General features: G+C 54.4%; 21 protein-coding genes. 15 read left to right on the plus strand and 6 right to left on the minus strand.

Going from position 1 to position 23,633, the window contains the following annotated elements:
• Window positions 1-81: 81 nt before the first annotated feature.
• From sapA to KIF87_RS01800, 6 genes are all read left to right on the plus strand, one after another.
• The gene (gene sapA, locus KIF87_RS01775) at window positions 82-1,722 is read left to right on the plus strand and encodes an ABC transporter substrate-binding protein SapA (protein WP_159514335.1); all 1,641 of its coding nucleotides are present in this window, start codon (window positions 82-84) and stop codon (window positions 1,720-1,722) included.
• Entirely contained in the window at window positions 1,719-2,684 is a 966-nt protein-coding gene (gene sapB, locus KIF87_RS01780) for a putrescine export ABC transporter permease SapB (RefSeq protein ID WP_213327728.1), read from the plus strand. Before sapA ends, sapB begins: the two co-directional genes overlap by 4 nt.
• On the plus strand, window positions 2,671-3,561 hold the full coding sequence (gene sapC / locus KIF87_RS01785) for a putrescine export ABC transporter permease SapC (RefSeq protein ID WP_023335930.1): 891 nt from the start codon (window positions 2,671-2,673) through the stop codon (window positions 3,559-3,561). Before sapB ends, sapC begins: the two co-directional genes overlap by 14 nt.
• Window positions 3,561-4,553 (plus strand): putrescine export ABC transporter ATP-binding protein SapD, encoded by a 993-nt coding sequence (sapD, locus tag KIF87_RS01790; protein ID WP_033145732.1) that lies wholly within the window; start codon window positions 3,561-3,563, stop codon window positions 4,551-4,553. The genes sapC and sapD overlap by 1 nt, the downstream gene beginning before the upstream one ends.
• Before the next feature lies 1 nt (window position 4,554).
• The gene (gene sapF / locus KIF87_RS01795) at window positions 4,555-5,361 is read left to right on the plus strand and encodes a putrescine export ABC transporter ATP-binding protein SapF (protein ID WP_213327729.1); all 807 of its coding nucleotides are present in this window, start codon (window positions 4,555-4,557) and stop codon (window positions 5,359-5,361) included.
• A gap of 149 nt (window positions 5,362-5,510) precedes the next feature.
• Entirely contained in the window at window positions 5,511-6,452 is a 942-nt protein-coding gene (locus KIF87_RS01800; protein ID WP_213327730.1) for an ATP-grasp fold amidoligase family protein, read from the plus strand.
• Here KIF87_RS01800 and KIF87_RS01805 read toward each other — a convergent pair.
• Both KIF87_RS01805 and KIF87_RS01810 read right to left on the minus strand, forming a co-directional pair.
• A complete protein-coding gene (locus KIF87_RS01805; RefSeq protein ID WP_213327731.1) occupies window positions 6,433-7,497 on the minus strand; it encodes an ATP-binding protein in 1,065 nt (354 codons plus the stop codon). The two genes, KIF87_RS01800 and KIF87_RS01805, sit on opposite strands and share 20 nt — an antisense overlap.
• On the minus strand, window positions 7,494-8,198 hold the full coding sequence (locus tag KIF87_RS01810) for a response regulator (protein ID WP_159514340.1): 705 nt from the start codon (window positions 8,196-8,198) through the stop codon (window positions 7,494-7,496). The genes KIF87_RS01805 and KIF87_RS01810 overlap by 4 nt, the downstream gene beginning before the upstream one ends.
• A gap of 271 nt (window positions 8,199-8,469) precedes the next feature.
• Here KIF87_RS01810 and crrC point away from each other — a divergent pair, with 271 nt between their 5' ends.
• The 6 genes from crrC to pdeR all read left to right on the plus strand — a co-directional run bounded on the left by crrC (window position 8,470) and on the right by pdeR (window position 18,583).
• Entirely contained in the window at window positions 8,470-8,856 is a 387-nt protein-coding gene (crrC, locus tag KIF87_RS01815) for a colistin resistant protein CrrC (RefSeq protein WP_213328014.1), read from the plus strand.
• A 95-nt stretch (window positions 8,857-8,951) separates the two neighbouring features.
• Window positions 8,952-12,047, plus strand: a complete 3,096-nt coding sequence (locus KIF87_RS01820; protein WP_213327732.1) for a multidrug efflux RND transporter permease subunit — start codon at window positions 8,952-8,954, stop codon at window positions 12,045-12,047.
• Between the two features lie 270 nt (window positions 12,048-12,317).
• Window positions 12,318-13,106, plus strand: a complete 789-nt coding sequence (fabI, locus tag KIF87_RS01825; RefSeq protein WP_003856831.1) for an enoyl-ACP reductase FabI — start codon at window positions 12,318-12,320, stop codon at window positions 13,104-13,106.
• 153 nt (window positions 13,107-13,259) lie between these two features.
• Window positions 13,260-14,246: a CMD domain-containing protein gene (locus KIF87_RS01830; protein WP_213327733.1), complete on the plus strand. Its 987-nt coding sequence runs from the start codon at window positions 13,260-13,262 to the stop codon at window positions 14,244-14,246.
• Between the two features lie 88 nt (window positions 14,247-14,334).
• The gene (locus tag KIF87_RS01835; RefSeq protein ID WP_213327734.1) at window positions 14,335-16,269 is read left to right on the plus strand and encodes an exoribonuclease II; all 1,935 of its coding nucleotides are present in this window, start codon (window positions 14,335-14,337) and stop codon (window positions 16,267-16,269) included.
• 322 nt (window positions 16,270-16,591) lie between these two features.
• Window positions 16,592-18,583, plus strand: coding sequence for a cyclic di-GMP phosphodiesterase (gene pdeR, locus KIF87_RS01840; protein ID WP_032658288.1), 1,992 nt, complete (start codon window positions 16,592-16,594; stop codon window positions 18,581-18,583).
• Here pdeR and KIF87_RS01845 read toward each other — a convergent pair.
• Entirely contained in the window at window positions 18,580-19,449 is an 870-nt protein-coding gene (locus tag KIF87_RS01845) for a crotonase/enoyl-CoA hydratase family protein (protein WP_213327735.1), read from the minus strand. The genes pdeR and KIF87_RS01845 overlap by 4 nt on opposite strands.
• Before the next feature lie 193 nt (window positions 19,450-19,642).
• Between KIF87_RS01845 and KIF87_RS01850 the strand changes: the two genes are divergently transcribed.
• From KIF87_RS01850 to osmB, 3 genes are all read left to right on the plus strand, one after another.
• A complete protein-coding gene (locus KIF87_RS01850; protein ID WP_024907126.1) occupies window positions 19,643-19,825 on the plus strand; it encodes a YciZ family protein in 183 nt (60 codons plus the stop codon).
• Between the two features lie 43 nt (window positions 19,826-19,868).
• Window positions 19,869-20,621, plus strand: a complete 753-nt coding sequence (gene yciT, locus KIF87_RS01855; protein ID WP_023312063.1) for a DNA-binding transcriptional regulator YciT — start codon at window positions 19,869-19,871, stop codon at window positions 20,619-20,621.
• 263 nt (window positions 20,622-20,884) lie between these two features.
• A complete protein-coding gene (gene osmB, locus KIF87_RS01860) occupies window positions 20,885-21,103 on the plus strand; it encodes an osmotically-inducible lipoprotein OsmB (RefSeq protein WP_008501216.1) in 219 nt (72 codons plus the stop codon).
• A gap of 105 nt (window positions 21,104-21,208) precedes the next feature.
• Here the strand turns inward: osmB and yciH are convergent, their stop codons facing one another.
• From yciH to lapB, 3 genes are all read right to left on the minus strand, one after another.
• Entirely contained in the window at window positions 21,209-21,535 is a 327-nt protein-coding gene (yciH, locus tag KIF87_RS01865) for a stress response translation initiation inhibitor YciH (RefSeq protein ID WP_063145056.1), read from the minus strand.
• Entirely contained in the window at window positions 21,535-22,272 is a 738-nt protein-coding gene (pyrF, locus tag KIF87_RS01870; protein WP_213327736.1) for an orotidine-5'-phosphate decarboxylase, read from the minus strand. The genes yciH and pyrF overlap by 1 nt, the downstream gene beginning before the upstream one ends.
• A gap of 185 nt (window positions 22,273-22,457) precedes the next feature.
• Window positions 22,458-23,627, minus strand: a complete 1,170-nt coding sequence (lapB, locus tag KIF87_RS01875; protein WP_023312066.1) for a lipopolysaccharide assembly protein LapB — start codon at window positions 23,625-23,627, stop codon at window positions 22,458-22,460.
• Window positions 23,628-23,633 lie beyond the last annotated feature (6 nt).

Genomic DNA, 23,633 nt, shown 5'->3' on the forward strand with positions numbered 1-23,633 from the left:
AGCACTTACCCGCAGACATTTTTACGAAGCAGGCGTAAGTGCGATACACTTTGCAGATCGAACCTAAAAACCTTAAAAATTATGCGTCTGGTTTTATCGTCCTTTTTTGCACTCGGTCTGTTTAGCAGCCTGGCCTTTGCCGCGCCCGGGCTAACTCCGCAGCCTGACATTCGTGACAGCGGCTTCGTCTATTGCGTAAGCGGCCAGGTGGATACCTTCAACCCGCAAAAAGCGGGCAGCGGCCTGATCGTGGATACCCTGGCCGCGCAGCTTTACGACCGTCTGCTGGATGTTGACCCGTACACCTACCGTCTGGTGCCTGAGCTTGCGGAAAGCTGGGAAGTGCTGGATAACGGCGCAACCTACCGTTTTCACCTGCGCGATGACGTCGCGTTTCAGCGCACGCCGTGGTTTACCCCCACGCGCAAGCTGAACGCAGATGACGTGGTCTTCACCTTCCAGCGCATCTTTAACCGCAACCACCCGTGGCATAACGTTAACGGCAGCAACTTCCCCTATTTCGACAGCCTGCAGTTTGCCGACACCGTCAAAAGCGTGCGCAAGCTGGATAACCGCACGGTAGAATTTTCGCTGACGCGCCCGGATGCCTCCTTCCTCTGGCACCTGGCGACCCACTATGCGTCGGTCATGTCCGCTGAGTACGCGGCGAACCTGACGAAAAAAGATCGCCAGGAGTTACTCGATCGTCAGCCGGTCGGCACCGGTCCGTTCCAGCTGGCCGAATACCGCGCCGGGCAGTATATTCGCCTGCAGCGCCATGAGCATTTCTGGCGCGGCACCCCGCTGATGCCGCAGGTGGTGGTCGATCTCGGTTCAGGTGGAACAGGACGTCTGTCGAAACTGCTCACCGGGGAATGTGACGTGCTCGCCTGGCCCGCGGCCAGCCAGCTCACCATTCTGCGCGACGATCCGCGCCTGCGTCTGACGTTGCGCCCCGGCATGAATATCGCTTATCTGGCCTTTAACACGGATAAGCCGCCATTGAATAACCCTGCAGTACGTCACGCTCTGGCGCTGGCGATTAACAACCAGCGTTTGATGCAGTCGATCTACTACGGCACGGCGGAAACCGCCGCCTCAATTTTACCGCGCGCCTCGTGGGCCTATGACGGTGAAGCTAAAATTACGGAATACAATCCGGCAAAAGCGCGTGAGCAGCTGAAGGCGCTGGGAGCGGAAAACCTGACGCTGCAGCTTTGGGTGCCAACCAGTTCCCAGGCGTGGAACCCCAGCCCTCTCAAGACCGCCGAACTGCTGCAGGCGGATATGGCGCAGGTAGGCGTTAAGGTGATCATCGTACCGGTTGAGGGCCGTTTCCAGGAGGCGCGCCTGATGGACATGAATCATGATTTAACCCTGACCGGCTGGGCGACCGACAGTAACGATCCGGACAGCTTCTTCCGGCCGCTGCTGAGCTGTGCGGCGATAAACTCGCAGACCAACTACGCCCACTGGTGTAACCGGGAGTTTGACGCCGTGCTGCAAAAAGCGCTGGCTTCCCAGCAGCTGGCCTCACGTATTGACGCCTATGATGAAGCGCAGAAGATCCTCGCCCAGGAACTGCCGGTGCTGCCGCTGGCCTCTTCCCTGCGTCTTCAGGCCTATCGTTATGATATTAAAGGTCTGGTGCTGAGTCCGTTTGGCAACGCCTCGTTCGCCGGCGTGTCGCGTGAAAAAGAACAAGAGGTGAAAAAACCATGATTATTTTTACCTTACGTCGGCTCCTTTTGCTGCTGGTGACGCTCTTTTTCCTGAACTTTGTCGGCTTCAGCCTGAGCTATTTCACGCCCCACGCCCCGCTCCAGGGGTCGTCCCTGTGGGATGCCTGGCTCTTCTGGTTTAACGGGCTGCTGCATTGGGATTTCGGCGTGTCCAGCATTAACGGGCAGCTGATTTCCGAGCAGCTGAAAGAGGTGTTCCCGGCCACGATGGAACTCTGCATTCTGGCCTTCGGCTTTGCCCTGATGGTCGGGATCCCCGTGGGCATGCTGGCCGGGATCTACCGCAATAAATGGCAGGATAAGTTTATTAGCGCCCTCGCCCTGTTCGGTTTCTCCATCCCGGTATTCTGGCTGGCGCTGCTGCTGACGCTGTTCTTCTCGCTGACGATGGGCTGGCTGCCGGTTTCGGGTCGTTTTGACCTGCTCTATACGGTTAAAACGGTGACGGGTTTTGCCATCATTGACGCGTGGCTGTCCGATTCGATGTGGCGCCATGAGATGATCGTCAGCGCCCTGCGCCATATGGTATTGCCGGTGCTGACGCTGGCTGTTGCGCCAACAACCGAAGTGATCCGCCTGATGCGCCTGAGCACCATTGAGGTGTTTGACCAGAACTACGTCAAAGCCGCCGCCACGCGCGGGTTGTCACGCCTGACCATACTGCGCCGCAACGTCCTGCACAACGCGCTGCCGCCGGTTATTCCGCGTCTGGGATTGCAGTTTTCCACCATGCTGACGCTGGCCATGATCACCGAGATGGTCTTTAGCTGGCCAGGCCTGGGGCGATGGCTGATTAACGCCATCCGCCAGCAGGACTACGCCGCGATTTCTGCGGGTGTGATGGTGATTGGTTCGCTGGTCATTATTGTTAACGTGTTGTCCGATATTCTGGGTGCCATGGCCAACCCATTGAAGCATAAGGAATGGTATGCCTTACGATAGCGTATACAGTGAAAAGCGCACGCCCGGTGTGCTGCGCACCGTGTGGCGTAAATTCTATGGTGATACCACGGCAATGATCGGCCTTTACGGCTGTGCCGGCCTGGCGTTGCTTTGCGTCTTTGGCTCGTGGTTTGCGCCGTACGGTATCGACCAGCAGTTCCTTGGCTATCAGCTGCTGCCGCCGTCCTGGTCGCGCTACGGCGAAGTCTCTTTCTTCCTGGGAACGGACGACCTCGGACGTGACGTGTTGAGCCGACTGCTGAGCGGTGCAGCCCCGACGGTGGGCGGCGCATTTGTGGTGACGCTCGCGGCAACGATCTGTGGGCTGGCGCTCGGTATTTTTGCGGGATCCACGCACGGCCTGCGTTCGGCGGTGCTTAACCACATTCTGGATACGCTGCTGTCGATTCCGTCCCTGCTGCTGGCGATCATAGTTGTTGCCTTTGCCGGTCCGCACCTGTCGCATGCCATGTTCGCCGTCTGGCTGGCTATCCTGCCCCGCATCGTGCGCTCGGTTTACAGCATGGTGCATGATGAGCTGGAAAAAGAGTACGTCGTCGCAGCGCGTCTGGACGGCGCGACGACCTTCAACATTCTGTGGTTTGCCGTGCTGCCTAACATCGCCGCCGGGCTGGTCACCGAGATCACCCGCGCCCTGTCGATGGCGATCCTGGACATCGCGGCGCTCGGCTTCCTCGACCTCGGTGCACAACTGCCGTCACCCGAATGGGGTGCGATGCTCGGCGACGCGCTGGAACTCATCTACGTGGCACCGTGGACGGTCATGCTGCCGGGTGCGGCCATTATGGTGAGCGTGCTGCTCATCAACCTGCTGGGCGACGGTATTCGCCGTGCAATTAACGCGGGGGTGCAATAATGCCGCTTCTTGATATTCGCAACCTCACCATCGAATTCAAAACCGGTGAAGGCTGGGTTAAAGCCGTCGATCGCATCAGCATCACCCTTGCGGAGGGTGAAATTCGCGGGCTGGTAGGTGAATCCGGCTCTGGAAAAAGCCTGATTGCCAAGGCTATCTGCGGCGTGGCGAAAGACAACTGGCGCGTGACCGCCGACCGTATGCGTTTTGATGATATCGACCTGCTGCGCCTCTCCCCCCGCGAGCGGCGTAAGCTGGTCGGGCATAACGTCTCGATGATTTTCCAGGAACCGCAGTCCTGTCTCGACCCGTCCGAACGCGTGGGTAAGCAGCTCATGCAGAACATTCCCGGCTGGACCTATAAAGGCCGCTGGTGGCAACGCGTTGGCTGGCGCAAGCGCCGCGCCATCGAGCTTTTACACCGCGTTGGGATTAAAGATCACAAAGATGCGATGCGCAGCTTCCCTTATGAGCTGACCGACGGCGAATGTCAGAAAGTAATGATTGCCATCGCGCTGGCCAATCAGCCGCGTTTGCTGATTGCGGATGAGCCCACCAACGCGATGGAACCCACCACGCAGGCGCAAATTTTCCGTCTGCTGTCGCGTCTCAACCAGAATAACAACACCACCATTTTGCTGATCAGCCACGACCTGCAAATGCTCAGCAAATGGGCGGATAAAATTGACGTGATGTACTGCGGGCAAACGGTCGAAACCGCGCCGAGTGAAGATCTGATCGGCGCCCCGCATCATCCGTATACGCAGGCGCTTATCCGCGCCATTCCGGATTTTGGCAGCGCCATGCCGCATAAAAGCCGCCTGAATACCCTGCCGGGGGCGATTCCGCTGCTGGAATCCCTGCCGATAGGCTGTCGTCTGGGGCCGCGGTGCCCCTATGCTCAGCGTAAATGTATCGAGACGCCGCGCCTGACCGGGGCTAAAAATCATCTTTACGCCTGTCATTTCCCGCTGAACATGGAGAGAGAGTGAAATGGTCGAAACCTTACTGGAAGTTCGCAACCTGAGTAAGACCTTTCGCTACCGCACGGGGCTGTTTCATCGTCAAACTGTCGACGCGGTGAAGCCGCTGAGCTTTACGCTGCGTGAAAAACAGACCCTGGCGATCATCGGCGAGAACGGTTCCGGGAAATCCACCCTGGCGAAAATGCTCGCCGGCATGGTTAAACCGACTGCAGGCGAGGTGTTGATTGACGACCATCCTCTGACGTTCGGCGATTACTCTTTCCGCAGCCAGCGCATCCGCATGATCTTTCAGGATCCGTCTACCTCGCTTAATCCGCGCCAGCGCATTTCGCAGATCCTCGATTTTCCGCTGCGTCTGAACACCGACCTGGAGCCAGAGGCGCGCCGTAAGCGCGTATTTGAAACCCTGCGTATGGTTGGCCTGTTACCGGATCACGAAAGCTACTACCCGCATATGCTGGCCCCCGGCCAGAAACAGCGTCTGGGTCTGGCGCGTGCACTGATTTTGCGGCCAAAAGTGATCATTGCGGATGAAGCGCTTGCCTCGCTGGATATGTCGATGCGCTCACAGCTGATTAACCTGATGCTGGAATTGCAGGAAAAACAGGGGATCTCGTATATCTACGTCACCCAACATCTGGGAATGATGAAGCACATCAGCGATCAGGTGATGGTCATGCACCAGGGTGAAGTTGTCGAGCGCGGCAGCACGGCGGATGTGATGGCCTCCCCGCTTCATGAGCTGACGAAACGACTGATTGCCGGGCATTTCGGTGAAGCATTAACCGCCGATGCATGGCGCAAAGACCGTTAAACAAACGTTGCACGGTTCAATAAGGGTTAAATAGCTTTTACACGCTGTTTAATCCTTTAATTTTTTCTTCTCCACGCCTGCTCCATATTCTAAGCAAAATAAATCAACAGTTCTTCTCCAGAATGTCCGGACATTACGGAGGAGAAGAAATGGACACCACCACTTACGTTCTAAAATATACCGAGTATCTCATCAGAAAATGCCGTTCATTTTTAATGACGGACCTGCACTTTCATACGGTGAGGCTTAAGAAAACATCCGGGAAAACCCCTGACATTCAATCACCCACGACGTTGAGTGAAAAAATATGTCATCGTCTGGTTTATGACCATAATAACCTCTACACGATGCTCGCCGATAAGCTCGCCGTTCGGGCATACGTTTCCTCCAGAACAAAGCGCGTGAAAACGGTGCCATTAATTGGCGTTTATTCCCGTCCGTCGCAGATTGATTTTTCAGTACTCCCTGATAAATTCGTCCTTAAGTGCAACCATGACAGCGGCAGCACAATAATATGCACAAACAAAGCGCAATTTAATGTCGGGGAAGCGTGTAAAAAACTGAGCCTCGCATTAAAGAAAAATTTGTACTACACCACGCGCGAATGGCAGTACAAAAACATTACCCCGAGTATTCTTTGCGAGCCGTTCGTCGATCTCTTCGATGATGCTGACAGAAATACAACGCCCGAAATGCTGAGGATCCATTGCTTTCACGGCGTTGCCCACTATGTTGAAGCGGATTTTACGGATGATAACGGCAACGGTTTTATCAACGTTTATGACAGGCACTGGAACTTACAACCCTTCCAGATGGAATATCCGAATACTTCAGCAGATCCAGGCGAACCGGTCTTGTTCCGACAGGCATTGCTGGCGTCCCAGGAGCTGGCGGATGGAATTGACTACTGCCGCGTTGACCTGATGCTAAAGAAAGATGAAATCTATTTCAGTGAAATAACCCTAAGCCCGAGACGCGGTAAACTGACGATTACCCCGCAGGAATGGGATGCTAAGTTAGGAAAAATATGGCATTTATCGCCGGCAGGCGCATTTGACCTGCCGCTGAAACTCACGAGTCGGGCCAGGTGAGCTTAAATATCGAGTGGTTTTGCGTCGATAAGGTATAGGTAACATCGCCACCATGAGCCAGCATGATGGCTTTTACCACCGACAAGCCCAAACCACAGCCTTCCGGGTTCACACGTCTGGCGCCATTATCGCGCTGAAAGGGCTGAAATAAGAAATCATGAAACTCTCTGGGGATGCCCGGTCCCCCGTCCTGAATAAGGATATAATTGCCTTTATCAGAAACGCCATTTTTCACGATGAGTTTGCGCGAGGTTGAATAGTGTAAGGCATTGTCAAATAAAACGGTCAGACACTGATTGATGCGTAACGGATCGAATACGCATTGCTGCTCCCTCAGTTCTGTATTGACGGTAAATGCCTTACGGTTGAACTCGGGCATGAATGTATCGAGTGCATTCTGTATTGTCCCTTTTAGATCCGTGCGGGACTGGTATAGCGTGTATCCCGCCCCGCCATCCGAACTGACAACCCGGAGATCTTCAATCAGACGGGTTAACCCTTCCGTCTGTTTGAGAAGATTATTAAACAGCACCGGGTCCGGGGTAAAAACACCGTCAACCAACCCCTGAAGCCGTCCGCGTAAAATCGTGACCGGCGTTCTCAGCTCATGCGCAATAGCGGCATTCCAGGATTTCCTCTGAATATCCAGCGTCTGTAACTTTTCAGCCATTTCATTGAAATCCATTACAAGGTGATTGATCTCACCCAGCCGGGAACTGGCGCAAAATGCCCTGGCGTCCAAATCGCCCTGAGAAATCTTTTTCAGGCTGGACGCTACCGCGTTTAGCGGGGTGAGTATTCGCGATGAAAGCTTGACCGTGAAAAAGAGGGCAATAATCATACTGATCGTAGTCGCGGTCCCAATCCATGCCCAGTCCCACATCGTCATCTGCTCGTCATCGCCCGCAGCAGGGCCGCCCGGGAGGTGATCCAGAATAAAGGAGTAAAAAAACCAGGAGCCGAGTATAGCGATGGCAATTATCGTAAACGTCAGCAACAGCATATACGTTAAGATCTGACGACTCAGGACAGACTCTCTGTTCATTTCTTTTCCCCAAGCCGGTAGCCCATGCCTCTGATGCTCTCGGGAACACCGTGAAGACCGGCAAGCTCCAGTTTTTTACGCAACTTGCTCATATGGCTGTCGACGGTTCTGTCGAGCGCGTCACCTTCCGGCAGACACGCGTTGAGTAACTCTTCGCGGGAACAGACCTTTCGCGGATATCGCATCAGCCAGGTAAGTAATTTAAATTCGGTCGTCGTTAATACCGGGGAGATAACCTCTTCGCCCACGGTGACTTCCACGTAGAAGTCATCCGGATAGACCGTAATAAAGGGCGTTCTGAGCGGTAGGGAACCCGCCTGCTGAAGCGCAGTTTTTGTTCTGCGCAGCACCGCCTCAACCCGTGCGACAACCTCAGAAGGGTTAAAGGGTTTGATCACGTAATCATCCGCGCCCAGCCTCAGCCCCATGAGCTTATCGACATCCTGATCGAGAGCGGAAACCATAATGACGGGGACAGAGCTTTCCTGACGAAGCGTGGTAAGTACGCTCCAGCCGTCACATACGGGCAGGTGAATGTCCAGCAATATGAGATCCGGTTTATGGAGGCGATTGAGCGTTATTGCCTGCTCGCCCTGCCTGGCTCTGAGCGTTTTCATTCCCGAACGCTCTAAGTAGCTCATCAGTATATCGGCGATTTCGTCTTCATCTTCAACAATAAGGATCAGCGTATTTTTGTGCATTTTATCTCCGTGGGTGAAATCCCTTTGAGCACGCTATCAGATATCTTTAGCACAATAAGACACAGCCTCCGCGAAAAAGTGCCGTGGTCACGAAAATTTCCCGGTTGATTTAAATGCCTGGTTATTTCTCCACACAGCCTACACATTCAGTCAATAAAGACTCGACAATGTCCGCTCATAATCGCTATTGAGGCATAACCCTTTGTGCATTGCGCGTTGCAAATTACCACTGTTTCTTAAAGATTTTATGAAGTTGGCTGAAATAATGAACATGGAACTTTCAAAATATTTCTCTCCTAAAAAACTGGGCATATATTCCCTGTTTCTGCTGCTGTCGTGGGGATTACTTTATACCTGGCTGGTGCTGGTGCACAAAATGGATGAAAAAGTCGCCTCGACGCTGCTCTCCTCACCCATTATCTATGGCTGCATCGCATTGTCGGTGGTCTCTCTGATAGTACAAAATAAAGCTGGCGCGTTGACTGAGCTGCTTGTCATCGCCTTCTGGCTAATAGTGATTTTTGTTTATCTCATTATTACGTTCACCGTGCTGTTAAACGCGATGCCCGATATCGAGGATCTGGTCTTTTACTACGAGTGTTATTTGATCATTTTTTTTGGCGGAGCACCGCTGTACCTCATTATGAGAATGATTTGAGCCGCTGCTCCACACGTCCTCCACAAACTGCCCATGTCCGCTAAACAGGCGCGCGGTAGAGTCTCTACCTCACTCTTTTGCAAAAAAATAACTCAATGCCTCATTTTTTTATCGAACGCCCCGTTTTCGCCTGGGTAGTGGCGCTTTTTATCGTTCTGGCGGGACTCCTGTCTATTCCCCGTTTACCGGTTGCGCAGTATCCGGCGGTGGCACCGCCGGGTATCATTATTTCCGTCAGTTACCCGGGGGCCAGCCCCGATATCATGAATACGTCGGTGGTGTCGTTAATCGAGCGCGAAATCTCTGGCGTAGATAATTTGCTCTACTTTGAATCATCCAGTGACACAACCGGTTCGGCATCGATTACCGTCACGTTTAAACCGGGCACGGACATCAAGCTGGCGCAGATGGACCTGCAGAATCAGATTAAGATCGTCGAGCCTCGTCTGCCTCAGGCGGTAAGACAAAACGGCATTAACGTCGAGGCCGCTAATTCTGGCTTTTTAATGATGGTGGGGCTGAAGTCCACGACGGGTCAATTTGAGGAAGCCGATTTAAGCGACTATTTTGCCAGAAACGTCAGTGACGAGCTTCGTCGCGTGCCCGGCGTAGGGAAAGTTCAGCTGTTTGGCGGCGAAAAAGCGCTGCGCATCTGGCTGGATCCCATGAAGCTCCATAGCTATGGGCTTTCGGTGAGCGATGTTCTTACCGCCGTTGGCCAGCAAAATGCCCTGGTTTCGCCCGGTAAAACGGGAGATGAGCCAGCATCTGAAGGACAAGCGGTAACGTATCCCATCACCGTAAAGGGACAACTCTCCTCGGTCGAGGCGTTCAGGAATATCACCCTGAAATCTGACGCATCCGGCGCCCGCCTGAAACTGTCCGACATTGCACGGATTGAATCTGGCCTGCAAAGCTACGCCTTTGGTATTCGCGAAAATGGCGTGCCCGCAACGGCGGCGGCAATTCAGCTTTCGCCAGGCGCCAACGCAATGAGTACGGCTTCAGGCATGCGCGCGCGCATCGACGAGCTTTCCCGGGTGTTACCCGACGGAATGGCGTTTACGGTTCCCTTCGATACCGCGCCGTTTGTGAAACTGTCTATCGTGAAGGTTGTTCAGACATTTGTGGAAGCGATGATCCTCGTCTTCCTGGTTATGCTGCTGTTTTTGCACAAGATACGCTGTACGCTTATCCCGGCGATTGTTGCTCCCGTCGCACTTCTTGGCACCTTCACGGTGATGCTGTTGAGCGGATACTCCATCAATATTCTGACGATGTTCGGCATGGTGCTGGCGATAGGGATTATCGTTGATGATGCCATCGTGGTCGTAGAAAACGTTGAACGGCTGATGGAGGAAAAAAGCCTGTCCCCGCGTGACGCCACGCGGCAAGCCATGCAGGAAATCACCCCGGCGATTATAGGGATCACGCTGGTGCTAACCGCCGTCTTTATCCCCATGGGGTTTGCCGAAGGATCCGTCGGGATTATCTACCGACAATTTTGTATTTCCATGGCGGTCTCCATACTGCTGTCCGCGTTTCTTGCCCTGACGCTGACGCCCGCCCTGTGCGCAACGTTACTCAAGCCGCACAAGGCAGGAGAGAGCGGAAGTGGACGGTTCGCGACCGGGTTTAACGCGCGCTTCCGTTCGCTCACCGTCTGCTACGAAGCCGGGCTGGGAGCCGTTCTGAAGCGAACCGGACGTATGCTGCTCCTGTACGTTGCGCTTTGTGCTGCGCTGTTTTTGGGATTGTCTTCGTTACCGTCGTCCTTTCTGCCGGAGGAAGATCAGGGCTACTTTATGTCCTCAATCCAGCTGCCTTCTGATGCCACGATGCAGCGCACCCTCAACGTGGTTAAAAAATTTGAAGAGGAAATTGCGGCCCGGCCGGATATTGAAAGCAACATTATGATTCTGGGGTTTGGGTTTTCAGGTTCAGGGCCGAATTCGGCTATGGCCTTCACCACGCTGAAGGACTGGAAAAACCGGCAGGGCTCGACGGCCCAGGATGAAGCCGACCATATACAGGCCAGCATGGCGAACGTCACTGATGCCGTCACGATGAGCTTGCTCCCTCCGGCCATTTCGGATATGGGCACTTCCTCGGGCTTCACCTGGTACGTGCAGGACAGCGCGGGACTGGGCTACGAGGCGTTAAAGCGCGCTGCCGACGCGCTGGTCCTGCAAGCCAATGAACGTCCTGAACTGAGTGACGTGTATATAGACGGTCTTCCGGAAGGAACAAGCCTCGCGCTCCAGGTGGACAGAGAAAAGGCGGAAGCGATGGGCGTCTCATTTGATGAAATCAACCAGACGCTCTCCGTCACCCTGGGCTCAAATTACGTCAATGACTATACGAATAGCGGCCGCGTTCAGCAGGTGATCATTCAGGCCGATGCGCCCTACCGAATGCAGCCTGAGCAGATACTGACGTTATCTGTGAAAAACCGGATGGGTCAGATGGTACCGGTATCGACGTTTGCCACGCTTTCCTGGAACGTTGCGCCGCAGCAGTTGACGCGTTACCAGGGATATTCTGCTATTCGCATTACCGGAAATGCGGCCTCGGGAGAGTCCAGCGGCACCGCAATGAAGGTTATGGAGAGTTTGTCCAGAGATTTACCTCAGGGCATGGCGGGCGAGTGGGCCGGGAGTTCATTGCAGGAGAGAAAATCGGAGTCTCAGCTTCCGGGCCTTATCGTCCTGTCGATACTTGTCGTATTTATGGTTCTCGCCGCGCTGTATGAGAGCTGGTCTATTCCTTTTGCGGTCATGCTGGTCGTTCCGCTGGGTCTTATCGGCGCGGTGATCGCGGTGTCTGTTACCGGCATGACGAATGACGTTTTCTTCAAGGTCGGCCTGATTACGCTTATCGGCCTGTCGGCCAAGAACGCCATTTTGATTGTTGAATTTGCCAGGCAGCTCCATCGCCAGGGGCAGCCCCTGCTGGCGGCAACCGTTCATGCCGCCAGCCAGCGCCTGCGCCCCATTCTGATGACATCGTTAGCCTTCACCTTAGGGGTTGTTCCCTTGATGCTGGCCAGCGGTGCGAGCGACAGTACGCAGCATGCCATCGGTACCGGCGTATTTGGCGGCATGATTAGCGGTACGCTTCTCGCGATCTTCTTCGTACCGGTTTTCTTTATCGTCATTGCGCGTTTTGTCGACAACATCAGGAAAGCGTGAAACCCCTGGTGGAATCGCGCTCCTTCTCTGGTTGGATGAGGCGAAGCTGTTGCCGGGTGATATACTGGACGAATGCTGAAATTTTGAGCCCCCGCGAGTCCGCGGTGCATTCTTCGGGGCAGGCGTCTTCGGAGAAGTGCGAGAAATATCGTGACACAAGGGGCTGTGAGTGGGCTATAATTTCGAGCTAATTTCGAATGATTTTGAAATACTGCCTGTAACGCTATGAATTACAAGGCAAAATAAGCAATGAATATAAGGATTAAAGCTATGGGTTTTCTTTCCGGTAAGCGCATTCTGGTAACTGGCGTTGCCAGCAAACTGTCCATCGCATACGGCATCGCACAGGCAATGCATCGCGAAGGCGCTGAGCTGGCGTTCACCTACCAGAACGACAAGCTGAAAGGCCGTGTTGAAGAGTTTGCCGCGCAGCTGGGTTCCAGCATTGTTCTGGAATGTGACGTTGCACAAGACGAAAGCATCGACGGCATGTTTGCTGAACTGGCAAAAGCATGGCCGAAATTCGACGGTTTCGTTCACTCCATTGGCTTCGCTCCTGGCGACCAGCTGGACGGCGACTACGTGAACGCGGTTACCCGTGATGGCTTCAAAATCGCTCACGACATCAGCTCCTACAGCTTCGTGGCGATGGCGAAATCCTGCCGCGCGATGCTGAACCCGGGCGCAGCCCTGCTGACCCTGTCCTACCTGGGCGCTGAACGTGCTATCCCTAACTACAACGTTATGGGTCTGGCTAAAGCGTCTCTGGAAGCAAACGTACGCTACATGGCGAACGCAATGGGTCCTGAAGGCGTGCGCGTTAACGCCATCTCTGCAGGTCCTATCCGCACCCTGGCCGCTTCCGGTATTAAAGATTTCCGTAAAATGCTGGCACACTGCGAAGCGGTTACCCCGATTCGTCGTACCGTTACCATTGAAGATGTGGGTAACTCTGCAGCATTCCTGTGCTCTGACCTTTCCGCTGGTATCTCCGGCGAAGTGGTTCACGTTGACGGCGGCTTCAACATCGCTGCAATGAACGAGCTGGAAATTAAATAAGCTGTGGCTCTCTTCCCGCCCGGGAAGAGAGTTTTCCCCCCGCGCCACCCCTTCGTTATTCCGTTCTGCTATTTGTTATCACCTAACAATATTTTTCCCTTTATCTGCCTTACGCCAGGATATTGATCGCCATTTTGAGATCAAGGAACGCACATGGAACAACGCCGTTTTTCCGGCAAAGGCCACTGGTATCACGAAACCCAGTCGAACCACGCGCAGACGGATGTTCTGCCTCTGGTGCCCGAAGCCGCTAACGTCGACGATCGTTTTTTGCTCGATTTAGCCTTGCCTGATGAGATTGTCGCCGCCTGTTCTGGCTGGTTTACCCCTGCCAGAGACTTATGCCACCAGCTGTTTCCGCTCTCGATTCCCGTGAACCGCCTGCATACGCTCAGCGCCTACGATCGACTCAGTACCGCGTTAACGGTCGCACAGGCCTGTGGCGTTCAGCGGCTCTGTAACCATTACGCCGCCCTCCTCGCCCCGCTTCCAGGCCCGGACTCCTCCCGCGAAAGTAACCGACGTCTGGCGCAAATTACGCAGTATGCTCGCCAGCTCGCCAGCTCCCCTGATGTCATTGATGATAAAGCGCAGAACCAGCTTGATGAGGTGGGCCTGTCAACGTATGACATCGTGGTGATAAACCAGATTATCGGGTTTATCGGATTTCAGGCGCGCGTCGTCGCGATTTTTCAGGCGCTGTTGGGACAGCCTGTTCGCTGGCTGCCAGGCCATCATATTCAGCCGCACACGCTGCCTACGCGCCACGCCGCGTGGGTGCCGCTTTTGCCCGTCGTCGAGCTGCGCTATGCGAGTGCGCATCAGCTTGAGTCGCTGTCTCGCTGGCAGGCAGAACCCGCGCTGGAGGCGCTGACGCCGGTCCTTTGCCACGAGCCGTCGCTGCTCGACCTGACCGGAGAGATCCTGTTAAACAGCCGTGAAGAGATCCCGCTGACGTCCCCCGCACTTTCGGCTGCTGTTGAACTGCTGACACGCTCTCCGGACCGCTTCAGCGCCGCGCAGTTTACCCCTCTCACGGATCAAGGACTCTCCGGCGAACATGCCATCACGCTGCTTACCCAGAGTGCGTTTGACGGCTGGCTCAATCGTCTGAAAGTCGCGTTTGGTAAAGAGGAATAACCATACTAATTACCCAAAGACCGCTTGCTGAGACAGTGAGAATCGCGTAAAACTGTCAGCCGCTCAATGGCTACGAAAATAGAACATTATGTTTCAGGACAACCCGCTGCTAGCGCAGCTTAAACAGCAACTGCATTCCCAGACGCCGCGTGCAGAAGGGGTCGTAAAAGCCACGGAAAAGGGCTTTGGCTTCCTTGAGGTTGACGCGCAGAAAAGCTACTTCATTCCGCCACCGCAGATGAAGAAAGTGATGCATGGCGATCGCGTCATGGCCGTCATTCATACCGAGAAGGACCGAGAGTCTGCCGAGCCGGAAGAACTGATCGAGCCGTTCCTGACCCGTTTTGTGGGTAAGGTGCAGGGAAAAAACGATCGTCTTTCTATCGTGCCGGATCATCCCCTGCTGAAAGATGCCATTCCCTGCCGCGCCGCCCGTGGCGTTGAGCATGATTTTAAAGAGGGTGACTGGGCCGTAGCAGAAATGCGCCGTCATCCTCTGAAAGGCGATCGCGGTTTTTATGCCGAGTTGACCCAGTTCATCACCTTTGGCGCCGACCATTTCGTACCATGGTGGGTCACGCTGGCACGCCATAATCTTGAAAAAGAAGCGCCGAACGGCGTCGCGACTGAGATGCAGGACGAAGGTCTGACGCGCCGCGATCTCACCGCGCTGGAGTTTGTCACCATCGACAGCGCCAGCACAGAAGATATGGATGACGCGCTGTACGCTGAAGAGAGCGCCGACGGCAAACTGCATCTGACCGTGGCCATTGCCGATCCAACCGCCTGGATTGCCGAAGGCAGCAAGCTGGATGACGCGGCGAAAATCCGTGCCTTCACCAACTACCTGCCGGGCTTCAACATTCCGATGCTGCCGCGCGAATTGTCAGACGACCTCTGCTCGCTGCGTCCAAATGAAGTGCGCCCGGTGCTTGCCTGCCGCATGACCATCGCCGCAGATGGCACGATTGAAGACGATATCGAGTTCTTTGCCGCCACTATCGAATCGAAAGCCAAGCTGGCCTACGATAACGTCTCCGACTGGCTCGAAAATACCGGTAGCTGGAAACCTGAATCCGACGCCATTGCCGCGCAAATCCGTCTGCTGCATCGCATCTGCCTGAACCGCGGCGAGTGGCGTAAAACCCATGCGCTGGTGTTCAAAGACCGCCCGGACTATCGCTTTGTGCTGGGCGAGAAAGGCGAAGTGCTGGACATCGTGGCCGAACCGCGACGCATTGCGAACCGCATCGTTGAAGAGGCGATGATTTCCGCCAACATCTGTGCCGCACGCGTGCTGCGCGACAGGCTGGGCTTTGGCATTTACAACGTCCACACCGGGTTTGATCCGGCGAATACCGAAGCGCTGGCGGCCCTGCTGAAGAATCACGATGTGCACGTCGATCCGGAAGAAGTGCTGACGCTGCCGGGCTTCTGCAACCTTCGCCGCGAACTGGACGCGCAGCCGTCGGGCTTCCTGGACAGCCGCATTCGCCGCTTCCAGTCCTTCGCTGAAATCAGCACCGAGCCGGGCCCGCACTTTGGTCTTGGCCTCGAAGCTTACGCCACCTGGACATCGCCAATCCGTAAGTATGGCGATATGGTTAACCACCGTCTGCTGAAAGCGATTATCAAAGGTGAAACCATTGCCCGTCCGCAGGAGGACACCACGCTGCAGATGGCCGATCGCCGCCGTCTGAACCGCATGGCAGAACGTGACGTTGGAGACTGGCTGTACGCACGCTTCCTGCAGGATAAAGCCGGTACGGATACCCGTTTCGCCGCAGAGATCATCGATATCAGCCGCGGGGGCATGCGCGTCCGCCTGGTCGATAACGGTGCTGTCGCGTTTATTCCTGCGCCGTTCCTGCACACGGTTCGTGACGAAATGGTCTGTAGCCAGGAAAACGGTACCGTGCAAATTAAAGGTGAAACAGTTTACAAAGTCACCGACGTGATTGACGTCACTATCGCCGAAGTTCGCATGGAAACCCGCAGTATTATCGCGCGTCCTGTCGCCTGATAACCGGTTCAATTGTCGGCCATTTCCTTTCCGGAAGGGCCGACAATTTTTCTTTTTATCCCCGCCACAAAATCATTATTTTTCCTTACTATTTTCAGCATCCCTTCGCCCAAACCCGCCATAATTATCTACAGTAAAAGAGTGTTGTTATATTCGGTTACGTGAATTTTTATACGCTCAGTATCCTTTTTAACCTGTCTCGTTTTATTATAAGAAAACAGGGAAAAACAATAAGTTCACTTCGGTTTTGCCGCTGTTTCTCAACGGAAAAGTCGACAGCAAATGAATAATTTGTGCGCTAATGAAAGCTGCGGGAGAAAACATGATGGACGATCTGGAGCAGAATTTGCTGTTTCGCTACATGGGAACTCACAGCCCGTGGTGGCGCTTGTCAGCCGACAGCAACGCTCTGCACCTTTCCACCAGCGAAAATGCCGATGTCACTCAGGTCGTGGCGCTGGACGATGAACAGGCCGATCTCATCCGTCATTTAACCGTTATTACCTCCAGCATTTCAATGTCGCTCTCCCTGTACGGGGAAGATGTTCCGGTTCATCTTGTGGGCCGTAAAATTACCCGTAACGAGTGGGCCGGAACCGCTTCCGCCTGGAACGATACGCCCTCCGTGGCGCGCGATCTGGCCCAGGGGCTCTCATTCGCGGAACAGGTTGTCTCAGAGGCCAACTCCGTCATTGTTATTCTCGATCGGCACGGCAATATCCAGCGTTTTAACCGGCTTAGCGAAGAGTACACCGGCCTGAAAGAGCAGGAAGTCATTGGCCAGAACGTGTTTAAGCTGTTTATGAGCCGCAGCGAAGCGGCCGCTTCAAAGCGCAATATCACCGGTTTTTTTCGCAACGGCAGCTCCTACGAAGTCGAACGCTGGATAAAAACGCGTAAAGGGCAGCGGCTGTTTCTGTTCAGAAACAAATTCGTGCACAGCGGCAGCGGTAAAAATGAAATTTTCCTTATCTGTTCCGGGACCGATATTACCGAGGAGCGCCGCGCACAGGAGCGGCTGCGCGTGCTGGCCAATACCGATACCATCACCGGCCTGCCAAACCGCAATGCGATCCACGACCTGATTTCTGACGCCATCGACAACCGCGGCGACACGCAGGTGGGCGTGGTGTATCTCGATCTGGATAATTTTAAAAAGGTCAACGACGCTTACGGTCATATGTTTGGCGATCAGCTGTTACAGGCCGTCGCCCTCGCCATTTTAAGCTGTCTGGACGAGGAGCAGGTGCTGGCGCGACTTGGCGGTGATGAGTTTATCGTCATGGCCACCAATACCTCGCAGGGCTCTCTGGAGGCGATGGCGTCGCGCATTTTAACCCGTCTGCGTCAGCCGTTCCGAATCGGGCTGATTGAGATTTATACCGGCTGCTCCCTGGGTATCGCCCTCGCCCCGCAGCATGGGAACGACCGGGAAAGCGTCATTCGTAACGCCGATACCGCCATGTACACCGCCAAAGAGAACGGTCGGGGCAAGTTCTGCGTCTTCTCCCCCGAGATGAACCAGCGCGTATTTGAGTATCTCTGGCTGGATACCAACCTGCGTAAGGCCCTGGATAACGATCAGCTTCTGATCCACTATCAGCCGAAAATAACCTGGCGCGGGGAAGTCAGAAGCCTCGAAGCGCTGGTCCGCTGGCAATCGCCAGAGCGCGGTTTGATTCCGCCGCTGGAGTTTATCTCTTATGCCGAGGAGTCGGGGTTGATTGTGCCCCTGGGCCGCTGGGTGATGCTCGACGTGGTTCGCCAGGTGGCGAAATGGCGCGATAAGGGAATAAACCTGCGCGTGGCGGTGAACGTCTCTGCGCGCCAGCTGGCCGACCAGACCATCTTCAGTGACTTAAAGCAGGCGCTGAAGGATCTGAATTTTGAATACTGCCCTGTCGACGTCGAATTAACCGAAAGCTGCCTTATTGAGAACGAAGAGCTGGCGCTGTCCGTGATCCAGCAGTTCAGCCGACTCGGGGCGCAAATTCATCTGGATGATTTTGGCACCGGCTACTCTTCCCTTTCGCAGCTGGCCCGCTTCCCTATCGACGCCATTAAACTCGATCAGTCTTTTGTCAGGGATATTCATAAGCAGTCCATCTCTCAGTCTCTGGTGCGCGCTATCGTCGCGGTGGCGCAGGCGTTAAATCTGCAGGTGATTGCCGAAGGTGTGGAAAGTGCAAAAGAAGACGCCTTTCTCACCAAGAACGGCGTCAACGAACGGCAGGGTTTTCTGTTTGCTAAGCCGATGCCCGCTGCCGCATTCGAGCGATGGCTAAAACGATATCAAGCGCGAAATCAACGTTAACTGGCTTTACGCAAGCCCGCCGCATGATGGCGGTTTTGCAGCGTGACCAGACGCTCCATGTAGGCGATATCTTTCGGCTCCAGGCAGAAAGCGGCATCTACCCAGTCTTCCGTGATGTCCATCAGTTCACTGCGGGGCAATTGCAGAACGCGCGTACGGGCGCGCAGCATCGCCCTTACGCCATTCAGTTTTGGCCGCAGCGTATCGATGAAGGTTCGGGTGGAGACATAGCTTTGTCCGGGCTCAAACAGGACATCCACCAGCCCGTGCTGTTCGTACCATTCAGCCGTATGGGATTCCCCTTTGTAGATGAGTTCCTCCGCCAGTTTCATGCCTGAACGGCGTGCAACCAGGGAATATCCCCCCATACCCGGAAACAGGTTGAAGGCAATCTCCGGGAAACCCAGACGGGCATCGCGCTGAGCCAGGACGAAATGGTGCGCCAGAGCGGCCTCAAACCCGCCTCCTAACGCACTGCCTTCGACCATCGCCAGAGAGATGGCCCCCGTATCAAACCCCCGTGAGGCCGCATGGACGCAATCAACGCAGGCGCGAGCGTACGCCCGTAACGCTTCCCGACGTCCGTTCTGAATGCACTCAACGAAGAACTGTAAATCACCGCCCACATTGTACATTTCAGGAACCAGCGAACCGGTTACCCAAAAATCAACCGCAAAACCAGACTGGCGTACCAGCCATGAAAAGTTCATGATCTCCTCAATTAACGCATGGTTAAAGCAAGGGCGTGGCTGAGCCCGCAGCATCATCCAGACCGTGTGACGCTCCGCCTCGTAATACCCAGACATCTGCGTGAACCGTTCAGTATCGGTAAACAGTGTGCAGGTAGGCTGATTGATAACTGTCATAGTCTAATTCCTCTTATAAAAAAGCGCCTTGCGCGCAGTTTTAGACTAATCCACTCAATAAGCCCGCTGCATGAGGGGGAATAAATTTATCACTTACGTTTATGTAATTTAGTTATTGCATTTTTTCCCTTCTCTTTTGATCCTAATTTCTGCATCATTGAAAATATTAACTTTTCGCGCCTGGGGTGAGATTATGTCGACTATTGACGCACAAGCTGTAGCACAACGAATTGATACCGTGCTGGATATCCTGGTGGCGGGCGATTATCACTCTGCTATCCGTAATCTCGAGATCCTGAAGTCTGAACTTCTTGCTCAGAATGGTGCTGACAATGCGCCTGAAAACAGACAGCCAAAAGCGCCGTGGGAAGTTTAACCCCACCGTCTCCGACCTCGTTTCGCTTTATTAAATGGATGCTATGAATTCCCGACAACAACTCATTTTGCAGATGGTCATCGATCAGGGACGCGTAAGCGTAGTCGATCTCGCTAAAACCACCGGCGTGTCTGAAGTCACAATCCGTCAGGATCTTAATCTGCTGGAAAAACAGAGCTACCTGCGTCGCGCGCACGGATATGCTGTCCCGCTGGACAGCGATGACGTTGAGACGCGCATGATGAATAACTACGCGCTCAAACGTGAACTGGCGGAGTTTGCCGCGTCCCTGGTGAACAACGGCGAGACCGTCTTTATTGAAAACGGCAGCAGTAATGCCCTTCTGGCGCGCACGCTTGCCGATCAAAAGGACGTTACTATCATCACCGTCAGCAGCTATATCGCGCATTTGCTCAAAGAGACGCGCTGCGAGGTGATTCTGCTCGGCGGTATTTACCAGAAAAAAAGTGAAAGCATGGTAGGCCCGCTGACCCGTCAGTATGTCCAGCAGGTTCATTTCAGCAAGGCCTTCATCGGAATTGACGGCTGGCAGCCGGAGACGGGTTTTACCGGCCGGGATATGATGCGCTCTGACGTCGTGAATGCCGTGCTGGAAAAAGAGTGTGAAGCCATTGTGCTCACCGACAGTTCTAAATTTGGCGCCGTTCACCCTTATACGATGGGCCCCGTTTCACGCTTTAGCCGCGTGATTACCGACGAAAGATTGAGCGACGCGCACCGTAATAAGCTGGAAGATGACGGACTGATCGTCAATATTATTAAAACGACCGCCTGAGTCCCCTCCGCGCCCGAATTTCGGGCGCACACGCCCTTCTTTCTCTGAGATGATTCCTGGTACTTCTTTAAGAGTTTTTACCTGTTTAACCTGCATTAAAGTCGTAAAATTAATGTTAGCGATATAACAGGAAGTGACTATCACCTGCGTGATTACGTAACGCCTGCGCGACCAGCTTTCACGGAGAACAGAATTAAGTATTCGATTCGTCTATACTTAACGTGTACATCTTTCCGTGAATCGATAATTCAGGAGAAAGTATTATGACCTTAACCAGCAAAAAATTAGCCGCCGCTGTTCTGGCAATCACTGTAGCAATGTCCCTGAGCGCGTGCTCTAACTGGTCTAAACGTGACCGTAACACCGCTATTGGTGCCGGTGCCGGTGCTCTCGGTGGTGCAGTATTAACGGATGGTAGTACGCTGGGTACATTAGGTGGCGCTGCTGTCGGTGGTATTATCGGTCACCAGGTTGGCAAATAATTATTATCTAAGCCTTCCCCGGTATTGCGATATTTGAACGCATTTCAGGTCTGACATACGCACGTATATTACACGAGCCACGGCATTTGCCGTGGCTCATTTATTTTAGCCGCCTGCCAGTTTGACTTTCATCCCTTTGGCTTCCAGCAGAGATTTTATTAAATCGCGCTTATCGCCCTGGATTTCAATAATACCGTCTTTCACGGCACCGCCGCAGCCACATTTCTTTTTCAACTCGGCCGCCAGCTTTGTCAGTTCAGCATCATCCAGGTCAATGCCGGAGATAAGGCAAACCCCTTTTCCTTTTCGCCCGCTGGTCTGGCGCTGGATCCGAACGATGCCGTCTCCCTTAGGACGTTCCACTTTCGCTTTCGGTTCGTCTATACGCCCGCTATCGGTTGAATAGACCAGACGGCTGTTGGAATCGGTCATTACGCCCCCTTTTTCAGCGATGCGTTGATAGCCTTAAGCGTCTCAGCCGGATTCGCAGACTGCGTCACCGGACGCCCGATGACCATGTAGTCAACGCCAGCAGCCAGCGCCTGCTCAGGCGTCATAATGCGGCGCTGATCGCCCACGTCGCTGCCTGCAGGGCGGATCCCCGGCGTGACCAGTTTAAAATCTTTCCCTAGCTCTGACTTAAAGCGTACCGCTTCCTGCGCGGAGCAAACAACGCCATCCAGGCCGCAATGCTGCGTCAGACGCGCGAGACGTTCGGCATGCTCGGCGGGTGACAACGTCACGCCCAGTTCGCGTAAATCGTTTTCGTCCATACTGGTCAGCACGGTGACCGCAATCAGCAACGGCGCATCTTTACCGAACGGCAGGAGCGCCTCGCGGGCGGCCGTCATCATTCTGGCCCCACCCGATGCATGGACGTTGACCATCCATACGCCCAGCTCTGCGGCTGCGGCAACGGCGTGAGCCGTGGTATTCGGGATATCGTGGAATTTGAGATCGAGGAAAACGTCAAAGCCGCGCTGCTGCAGATCGCGAACGATTTGCGGTCCAAACAGCGTGAACATCTCTTTGCCAACTTTCAGACGGCAGTCGCGAGGGTCAATGCCGTCGACAAACGCCAGTGCGGCGTCACGCTTATTGTAATCAAGCGCAACAACAACAGGAGAATCCGTAATTACGCGGGAAGTGGAGGATGTAACAGACGTCATGACCAGCCCTTTTCGTCTATGGGCGCGCAGCGGCGCGGAACAGATAAACGGCCAGCATTCTACCTGCCGACGCCGCAAATTGACAGGATCCATTTACGCGCCTGCCAGGCCAGCAAACCGCACGATGCACGGCGTGTGGTAAAAGCTATCAGTATGTTGTAACTAAAATGAAGTGTTTTAAAAAATTACTGCCCGTCCAGGCCACGAATTGGCTTGATGGTGGACCAGGCGCGGCAGGAAGGACAGTGCCAGTAGAGCGTATACGCGGTAAAACCACACTTCTGGCAGCGATAGCGCGGCTTGCTGCGCACCTGCTCGCCAACCATGTCGCGCAGCACCATCAGGCTCTCTTTGGCGCGCCCTTCTTCAGCATCGTTCAGGTGGTAGTCCATCAGCTTATGGAACACCCGCATGGTCGGATGACGCTGCAGCTGACGCGTAATATAAACCTGCGCGGTGTCGCTTCCCTCATACTGTTCAACAACGTCTGAGAGCATCAGCTCAGCGGTGGCACCGGTATTTTCTTCCACGCAACGACGCAGGAATGCTACCCACTCTTCCTGCTTGTCCAGCTGTTGATAGCAGGTTTGCAGCATTTCCAGCGTTTCACTGACCAGCTCTTTGTCCTGGTCGATAACCCGCAGCAGGCTTTCAACGGCTTTGGCGTAGTCGCCACTCGCCATAAAGACGCGCCCCATCATGATGGAGATTCGCGCGCTGTTGCGGTCCGCGGCGGCGCCTTTCTTCAGCAGCGCCATGGCTTTATCCATGTCGTCGTTGCCCATCTGCTGAAGCGCAAGCTCACAGTAGAAATGGGCTATCTCAACGCGCTGCTTATCTTTACCCAGCTTCACCAGACGTTCGGCGGTATCAATGGCTTTCTGCCAGTCGCTGGTGGCCTGATAAATCTGCAGGAGCTGCTGCAGCGCGCCGATGCGGAAATCTGTTTCGTCCACCAGCTGCGCGAACATATCTTCTGCGCGATCGTACAACCCTGCGGCCATGTAATCTCGCCCCAGCTGTTGTACCGCAAGGAGACGTTGATCGTAGGTCAGCGAAGCGCTTTCCATCAGGGTCTGGTGAATACGAATGGCGCGATCGACCTCGCCGCGCGAGCGGAACAGGTTACCCAGTGTGAGATGCGCTTCAACCGTCCCCGTATCCTCTTTAAGCATATCGAGGAACAGGTCTACCGCTTTGTCCTGCTGATTGCTCAGGAGGAAGTTCACCCCCGCAACGTAGTCGCGGGAGAGCCGGTTGGCCTCATCCTGTTTTGTTTGTTGCGCACTTCTGCGGCCCATATACCAGCCATAGGCTGCGGCTACAGGCAAAAGCAGAAACAACAACTCCAGCATAGTCAA

Origin of the sequence: Enterobacter sp. 120016 (assembly GCF_018383635.1) — a bacterium.
Taxonomy (GTDB): domain Bacteria; phylum Pseudomonadota; class Gammaproteobacteria; order Enterobacterales; family Enterobacteriaceae; genus Enterobacter; species Enterobacter asburiae_D.

Bases quoted from the DNA above. Each gene is read 5' to 3' on its own strand.
- KIF87_RS01805 (WP_213327731.1), bottom strand. From the start codon at position 7,497: ATGAACAGAGAGTCTGTCCTGAGTCGTCAGATCTTAACGTATATGCTG.
- sapF (WP_213327729.1), top strand. From the start codon at position 4,555: ATGGTCGAAACCTTACTGGAAGTTCGCAACCTGAGTAAGACCTTTCGC.
- sapD (WP_033145732.1), top strand. From the start codon at position 3,561: ATGCCGCTTCTTGATATTCGCAACCTCACCATCGAATTCAAAACCGGT.
- osmB (WP_008501216.1), top strand. From the start codon at position 20,885: ATGACCTTAACCAGCAAAAAATTAGCCGCCGCTGTTCTGGCAATCACT.
- crrC (WP_213328014.1), top strand. From the start codon at position 8,470: ATGGAACTTTCAAAATATTTCTCTCCTAAAAAACTGGGCATATATTCC.
- KIF87_RS01810 (WP_159514340.1), bottom strand. From the start codon at position 8,198: ATGCACAAAAATACGCTGATCCTTATTGTTGAAGATGAAGACGAAATC.
- KIF87_RS01850 (WP_024907126.1), top strand. From the start codon at position 19,643: ATGTCGACTATTGACGCACAAGCTGTAGCACAACGAATTGATACCGTG.
- yciT (WP_023312063.1), top strand. From the start codon at position 19,869: ATGAATTCCCGACAACAACTCATTTTGCAGATGGTCATCGATCAGGGA.
- yciH (WP_063145056.1), bottom strand. From the start codon at position 21,535: ATGACCGATTCCAACAGCCGTCTGGTCTATTCAACCGATAGCGGGCGT.
- KIF87_RS01830 (WP_213327733.1), top strand. From the start codon at position 13,260: ATGGAACAACGCCGTTTTTCCGGCAAAGGCCACTGGTATCACGAAACC.
- KIF87_RS01845 (WP_213327735.1), bottom strand. From the start codon at position 19,449: ATGACAGTTATCAATCAGCCTACCTGCACACTGTTTACCGATACTGAA.
- lapB (WP_023312066.1), bottom strand. From the start codon at position 23,627: ATGCTGGAGTTGTTGTTTCTGCTTTTGCCTGTAGCCGCAGCCTATGGC.
- pdeR (WP_032658288.1), top strand. From the start codon at position 16,592: ATGATGGACGATCTGGAGCAGAATTTGCTGTTTCGCTACATGGGAACT.
- KIF87_RS01820 (WP_213327732.1), top strand. From the start codon at position 8,952: ATGCCTCATTTTTTTATCGAACGCCCCGTTTTCGCCTGGGTAGTGGCG.
- sapB (WP_213327728.1), top strand. From the start codon at position 1,719: ATGATTATTTTTACCTTACGTCGGCTCCTTTTGCTGCTGGTGACGCTC.
- KIF87_RS01835 (WP_213327734.1), top strand. From the start codon at position 14,335: ATGTTTCAGGACAACCCGCTGCTAGCGCAGCTTAAACAGCAACTGCAT.
- pyrF (WP_213327736.1), bottom strand. From the start codon at position 22,272: ATGACGTCTGTTACATCCTCCACTTCCCGCGTAATTACGGATTCTCCT.
- sapA (WP_159514335.1), top strand. From the start codon at position 82: ATGCGTCTGGTTTTATCGTCCTTTTTTGCACTCGGTCTGTTTAGCAGC.
- KIF87_RS01800 (WP_213327730.1), top strand. From the start codon at position 5,511: ATGGACACCACCACTTACGTTCTAAAATATACCGAGTATCTCATCAGA.
- sapC (WP_023335930.1), top strand. From the start codon at position 2,671: ATGCCTTACGATAGCGTATACAGTGAAAAGCGCACGCCCGGTGTGCTG.
- fabI (WP_003856831.1), top strand. From the start codon at position 12,318: ATGGGTTTTCTTTCCGGTAAGCGCATTCTGGTAACTGGCGTTGCCAGC.